The organism is Nocardia sp. NPDC058497, assembly GCF_042720195.1.
In the GTDB taxonomy this organism is placed as follows: Bacteria; Actinomycetota; Actinomycetes; order Mycobacteriales; family Mycobacteriaceae; genus Nocardia.
The window spans coordinates 22122-23672 of the sequence record NZ_JBHXMY010000026.1; the positions used below are offsets into that span (position 1 = coordinate 22122).

Annotated in this window: 2 protein-coding genes; both read left to right on the plus strand. The window is 70.3% G+C overall.

The window, feature by feature from the left end; genetic code table 11:
* Window positions 1-1208: PTS fructose transporter subunit IIC (locus ACFWPJ_RS03625; protein WP_378846660.1), on the plus strand; the 1208-nt coding region annotated here is incomplete at its 5' end.
* 26 nt (window positions 1209-1234) lie between these two features.
* A complete protein-coding gene (locus tag ACFWPJ_RS03630) occupies window positions 1235-1492 on the plus strand; it encodes an HPr family phosphocarrier protein (RefSeq protein WP_378846663.1) in 258 nt (85 codons plus the stop codon).
* Window positions 1493-1551 lie beyond the last annotated feature (59 nt).

Sequence of the window (1551 nt, forward strand, 5' to 3'; positions counted from 1 at the left end):
ACACCCACCCCCACCCTTGGCGCGGGGGCGCCCCCCCGGCCCCCCCCCCCCGGGGCGCCCCCCGGGGGGGCGCCCCCGCGCCCGCGCCGTCGCAGGCGGCGGTCAAGGGCATCGGCTGGGGTACGCGCCTGCGGCAGATCCTGCTCACCGGCGTCAGCTACATGATCCCGTTCGTCGCCGCGGGTGGTCTGCTGATCGCGCTGAGCTTCCTGCTCGGTGGCTACGAGATCTCCGACAGCGCGCAAGACATCGTGCTGAACAACTCGATCACCGACCTGCCCGACGGCGGCCTGGCCACCTACTTCGGCGCCGTGCTCTTCCAGATCGGCTCGCTCGCGTTCAGTTTCCTGGTTCCAGCGCTGGCGGGCTATATCGCCTTCGCGATCGCCGACCGGCCCGGTTTGGCGCCGGGGTTCACCGCGGGCGCCATCGCGGTGTTCGTCGGTGCCGGATTCCTCGGCGGTCTCGTCGGCGGTCTGGTCGCCGGTTTCGCCGCCCTGTGGGTCGGCAAGCTTCCGGTGCCCATCTGGGCGCGCGGTCTGATGCCGGTGGTGGTCATTCCGCTGCTGGCGTCGCTGATCGTCGGCGTCGCGATGTTCGTACTGCTCGGCAAGCCGCTCGCCGCCGTCACGAGCGGGCTCACCGACTGGCTCAACGGCCTGTCCGGCACCTCGGCGATCGCGCTCGGTGTCATCCTGGGCGTGATGATGTGCTTCGACCTGGGCGGGCCCGTCAACAAGGCCGCCTATTCCTTCGCCGCCGCGGGCCTGTCGGTGACCGACACCGCGACGCTGCGGATCATGGCCGCGGTGATGGCCGCGGGCATGGTGCCGCCGCTGGCGATGGCGCTGTCGACCACCCTGCGCCCGCGGCTCTACACCGAGGCCGAGTGGGAGAACGGCAAGGCCGCCTGGCTGCTGGGCGCCTCGTTCATCTCCGAGGGCGCGATCCCGTTCGCCGCGGCCGACCCGCTGCGGGTGCTGCCGTCGATGATGGTCGGCGGCGCGGTCACCGGCGGCCTGGTGATGGCCACCGACGTGACCCTGAGCGCGCCACACGGCGGCATCTTCGTCTTCTTCGCGATCGGGCATCTCGCCTGGTTCGTGCTGTCGCTGCTGGCGGGCACCGTCGTCGCCGCGGTCTGCGTCACCCTCGCCAAGGAGCTCACCCGCAAACAGTCCGTATCCCCCGTCCTCACCACCGCGTAAACCATCCGCATACAAGGAGATATCCCATGGCCAGCACCACCGTCACCGTCGGCTCCTCGGTCGGCCTGCACGCCCGCCCCGCCGCCCTGATCGCCGAGGCGGTCGGCGCGGCCGGTGTCCCCGTCACCATCGCGCTCATCGGCGGTGACCCGGTAGACGCGGGTTCGGCGCTGATGATCATGACCCTCGGCGCGGCCCAGGGCGCCGAAGTGGTGATTACCAGCGACGACCAGCCAACCCTGGACAAGATCGTCGAAATGGTCGCCAGCGACCTCGACGCCTGAGTCCCCGCCCGGACCTGTCTCTTATAAACAACACCCAACCCCCCAGACCCTAATAAAAC

Bases quoted from the DNA above. Each gene is read 5' to 3' on its own strand.
- ACFWPJ_RS03630 (WP_378846663.1), top strand. From the start codon at position 1,235: ATGGCCAGCACCACCGTCACCGTCGGCTCCTCGGTCGGCCTGCACGCC.